5 protein-coding genes are annotated in these 4,718 nt (G+C 44.6%); all 5 read right to left on the minus strand.

Annotated elements, in window-relative coordinates; genetic code table 11:
- Positions 1-475: 475 nt before the first annotated feature.
- Positions 476-847 (minus strand): response regulator, encoded by a 372-nt coding sequence (locus tag J7J33_06275; GenBank protein ID MCD6168883.1) that lies wholly within the window; start codon positions 845-847, stop codon positions 476-478.
- A 321-nt stretch (positions 848-1,168) separates the two neighbouring features.
- Entirely contained in the window at positions 1,169-2,128 is a 960-nt protein-coding gene (locus tag J7J33_06280; GenBank protein MCD6168884.1) for a nucleotidyltransferase family protein, read from the minus strand.
- 287 nt (positions 2,129-2,415) lie between these two features.
- Positions 2,416-2,634: a DUF2283 domain-containing protein gene (locus tag J7J33_06285; GenBank protein MCD6168885.1), complete on the minus strand. Its 219-nt coding sequence runs from the start codon at positions 2,632-2,634 to the stop codon at positions 2,416-2,418.
- 406 nt (positions 2,635-3,040) lie between these two features.
- Complete coding sequence (locus J7J33_06290; protein ID MCD6168886.1) at positions 3,041-3,610, minus strand: flavodoxin family protein; 570 nt, start codon at positions 3,608-3,610, stop codon at positions 3,041-3,043.
- 116 nt (positions 3,611-3,726) lie between these two features.
- The gene (locus J7J33_06295; protein MCD6168887.1) at positions 3,727-4,470 is read right to left on the minus strand and encodes a hypothetical protein; all 744 of its coding nucleotides are present in this window, start codon (positions 4,468-4,470) and stop codon (positions 3,727-3,729) included.
- Positions 4,471-4,718: the final 248 nt, after the last annotated feature.

Consider the following 4,718-nt stretch of genomic DNA (forward strand, 5'->3'; position numbering starts at 1 on the left):
TTTCCAGAGCCTCTCTGCCAGGAAGAATTCTCTTGACTTTATTATAGGAAGCTTCACAAGAAAAGGGACCAAAAGAGGCGCGCTTTCCGTAGGCGTAGGGCATAGGTAGGGCCCAATCGCTGTGGCCATAAGTCCTGCAGGAAGTAGAAGCCGGCTCTGGTTCTGTTGGCCGCTGACTGAAAGCGCAACCTCCCCCCCCGACCTCCAGGATTAACCATAGTCGGCGATGAATCCTCCGGCTATGGCACGTAAAAAAACAATGAATTAAAGCAACAACAAAAAAAACCTGTCCACAGGGATTGGCGAATGTAGCCAGGGGGCCTATTCCAGCTCGGGAACCTTATGCCCTCCTGTTCCACCATATTCCGGTGGTTTAAGGATACATCTTCCAGATTTTTTGTGAAAGTTTAGCTGGTTAGCTGGCTATTTTTCTCCGGTTGCCTCGTCCCTTTCTTTATCTCCAGCCCAGGCAGCCTCAGAATCTGGTCATCTCCACCGCCGACAGTACCCTTTCAACCTGCTCAAACTCAAAAGGCTTCCGAATGTAATCGAAGGCGCCCCACTGGAGCGAATTCCTGGCTATCTCTTCTGTAGCGTAGGCGGACATCATAATGACAATAATCTCTTGGTCAAGCTGTTTGATCAACTTGAGTAGTTCCAGTCCATCAATATCGGGCAAGCGGATGTCCAGAAAGACGATCTCTGGCAACTCTTTGTTCATCTGAATTATCATCTCCCTGGCATCTGCCGCTGAGCTCACCTGATAGCCTCTCCTGTCAAGAAAATCGCAAAGCAGGTCTCTGATGCCCTTCTCATCGTCTATAACCAGCACTTTTCTCTTGTTCATCCATACCCCCCGATTTATCATCTATCTGAATAAATGCCAATACGCTGGCAAAACTCGTATTCCCTCTCCACTGTGGGGAGGGGAACACCCTCACATTCGCCCCGTGGAATAATCGACTTCTGTACTGTTCGCCCTCTCTGCACTCTCCCGGCCAGATTGAGGAAGTGTCTGGCGTATGGCAGAGGTAGGCTTGAATCGCTGGGGCCATAAGCACTGCAGGCAGCAGAGGGCGGCTTTGGTTCTGTCGACCGCTGACAGGGCGAAAGTTGCGGAACATCACTGAGGCGCCAATTATCAACTGTTTGCCGAAATCCATACTGTTCACTCTCTCAGGACCTCACCTGGGCGCATTGGTTTGAAGAACCAAGAGAACAGACGGAATGCCTCCACCAAAACCTTGAGGCAGCGATAAGGGTAAGCCCACAGCAGAGCGTATCGGCCCTCCAAGGGATAGATCTGCGACATTATCTGCCGACGGGGGAAAGCCGTCTCTGCCAACAGATGAAGGCCACCAGCGGGGCTGTTGGCAGAAAAGGCCAGCAGTATATCTCCTACCAACCCCATCTCCTCCCCGGCCAAAAGAGCCCGGAGAAACCTCCTTTCAGCCAGGTTCAAGGGCTTCGCCCCCAAGGCCCTCTCCATTCCCCGGGGGAGCTGAAGCCCAAGTACAGACCGCAGGTAGCAAAGCACAAAGTAAAGAGCCTTTGTCAGGTTAAACTCCTGGGCTCTGTTCCATACCCCGGGCCAATCCACATCCTGGTGCTGCCGGAGGAACAGGGCTAAGTCCAAAAACCAGATGAGGCGAGAGAATGAATGCTTCTGCAGATGTGATGCAAGGCAGAGCAGCGTATCGGCCTCCGAAAGAGTCCTTCCTGCAGGAGAGTCTGCTGAGGAAATCGCCTCTGCCCACAGCTTGTCACTCTCTATCCTCACCGCATATCTTCGAGAACGGATGCGGTCAGCCCCGGCAAGGTCGAAATGAACATCCAACACCACCCCGTTCCCGCTGAAAAGATTGGGAAACCAACGAAGCGGACTGTAGCCCAATCTTCGGAGAACCTTCCCCGCCACTGGCCACTGCCCTCTCTTCACCAACAGGTCGACGTCATTCATCGGCCTTGTGCCCACAGAAGGATAGATCGTCTCTACTAAGGAAGCCCCTTTGATGGGCAGAAGAGAGAGGCCTGCCTGCTCAAAGGCCGCAACTACCCGCCTCAGTTGATCCATCAGGTAGATATTGCGGGCCGCTATCTGGTAGTATTTCCACTGTAGATAGTCCATCACCTCCACTGGCAAAGAGCCCGTAGTTTCAACTTCTTGAAAACATAGTAGGCTGCCCCTTCCAGACCATGGGCCTCACACATATCCAGATATCGTCCCCAGTCCACTACATCCGATAACAACCCAGCGATTTCATCCTCCCCGTCAGGTTGACAAAAAAATCTCAACTGGGCCAGGATCAGCCTCTTTTCCGGCAACACAACCTTTTTCGCTCCTCTTTTTCTCTGTGCAACGACCAAATTCAGCAGCGGCAGTTACGCAGTTCGCTGGAATAATTTGTCAGAAGATCAAACTTGCATCTCTTTTACTTCAAAAGGCAATTTTACTATAGTCAAAGCCTTTAATGCTGTCTTTTTGCTTGCATTATCTATGTCTATCCCAACAACATTCCCTTTTTCATCAAAATCTATTACTACACCTTCTGATATTTCCTGGCTGCTTACACTTGGCTTTTCTGATAAATCTATATACAAAGAATCTGTATCTGGATAATATTTTAATTTCATTCTTTAAACCTCCTGTCTGGAAATGCATTATGAATGGTTATTTTATCCTCTAATGTTACTACTCTAAACACTTTATTATCAAATTCTTCCACAATACCCCAAAATCTCTATCTATTTCCTTCTTGTTTTTCCACTTTTATGGGATTTTCTATCACTTTTATACACCATTCCTTTTTTATATAAGGTCTTTTTCTTAAAACTTCATTTTCAAAATATTTGCTAAATTTATATTTTTCCATTTCTAACGACCAAGCTCACCAGCCGCTATGGAGCGCCTGTCTGCCCCTGCCCGACGGCCGTGTCTGCCGACAGGCAGGCCAGCGGAACACTTGTCTGCCACTGGGCAGAGCGATCAAGTGGAGCGCTTTGTTAGCTGCTTGCCTAAATTTAACACAATATTCCATATTTAGAACTTGCGTCCAATGCTTTTAGCTTTGTCAAATAACTTTTGAGCAATTTTTGGGTTTTTCTTAGTATCAGGTTTGACCACCTTACCAATAATTTTGTAGCCCCCATAATGTGATACCTTGCGGACAGCTCTAATGGCCCCACGACTCTCGGCAGCAATAAAATTGAATGGCCAGGGAGTAGTACAGGCAGTGATAATAGCCGCTGGCTTTCCTTTGTGTCGAGGAATTGGGAAACCATTGGCTTTTTCACCCATAAATACAGGCACATTTCTGTCGAATAAAAGCTTGAGTTGTGAACTCATGTTTCCCCAATGGGTCGGCGTGCCTACTATCAGACCGCCAGCATCCTTAATCTTCCGTCCAATGATATGGGCATCGTCCTCCGTCTGGACACATTCACCATCTGGCCTGCACTTCATACACGCTATGCAAGGTTTCATTTTGAGATCATATACATCGATCCATTCTACTTCATGGCTTTTGTTGATGCCTTCGACAACTGCTTTTAAAAGTGTAGCCACGGTGCCTTTCTTCCGAGGACTACCATTAAGAATCAGTATCTTCATTTTTGAACGCTCCTTTTTCTAAATTCTTACAGCTAACGACCAGGGTTACTTGCCGACATGAAGCAAGGCCGAAGGCCGCAGCGGAATAGCGGTCAAGTGCACCCAGTTGTTAGGTGCTATTTGTTTTCAATGTAATCTAAATAGCAAACAGCGATTCTAAACTCTCCAATAACACCAATCCTTCTAAGTGGCTTTTCATATACTTTTAGGAGTATTTTTCTAATAAGATCAACATCATTTAAAGTTCTCACTACTTCTAAAAGATACCGGAGTGTTTTTCTATCATCTAGAAAAACTAATTTATTTTGTTTGATTTGATTAAGTATTTTAACTTTCTCTTTATAAGCCTTGGTGCCAGTATTTTTCAATTTTATAGGTAATTTTGCAGCATCTGTTTTAACACGAGTTAAAATCGCCTGATAGCCTTGTATTTTGTTGAGTAAAGTTTCCAAATGCGACAATTTTATTTTTGCCAGTTTGCAATAATAATAAAATGGCAAATATTTAATTCCAGATAAGCAAATTTGTTTAATGTATTCTTCAGGAGATCTTACTTTTACTTGATTCAAAAAATTTACAATAATATCATGTTGATTTATTGCCTTTTCTTGAATACCAATAATACCATCTAGTTCTTCTTCGTCTCCACCAATAACATGTACATTTCCTATCAATTTTACAGATGGTGCACCTTCTTTCTCTACAAAGTGACCTTCCCTGATAAACTGGATGTGAGGTAATAACGATCTATCTATGAGAAACGATCCTCCTACTCCTTTTACTAATCCATCTTCAGGATTAAAAATCCCCGCATTTTCCGGCCCAATATGGGCGATTTGTTTAATGTGATTTATCCACAATCTCCGTTCTTTCTCTCTTATTTTACCAATTATTTGAGCTAATTCTGGGTAACGTATAGGCTCGTTTCTGGCATAATATCTATAGTATATAACCCCTTCCTTAATTTCTCCTTTTGTTGCTTTTGCAATAATTGGTTTATTCTTTGCTTCTTCTACTATAAGAAAACCAAATATTTTCCCATTTATTTGAATATCACGTCAGATTGTGTGAAAACTAACTTTGAATTTTTATTTTCCCACTATTCCAC

This window comes from Caldisericia bacterium, assembly GCA_021158845.1.
Classification (GTDB): domain Bacteria; phylum Caldisericota; class Caldisericia; order B22-G15; family B22-G15; genus B22-G15.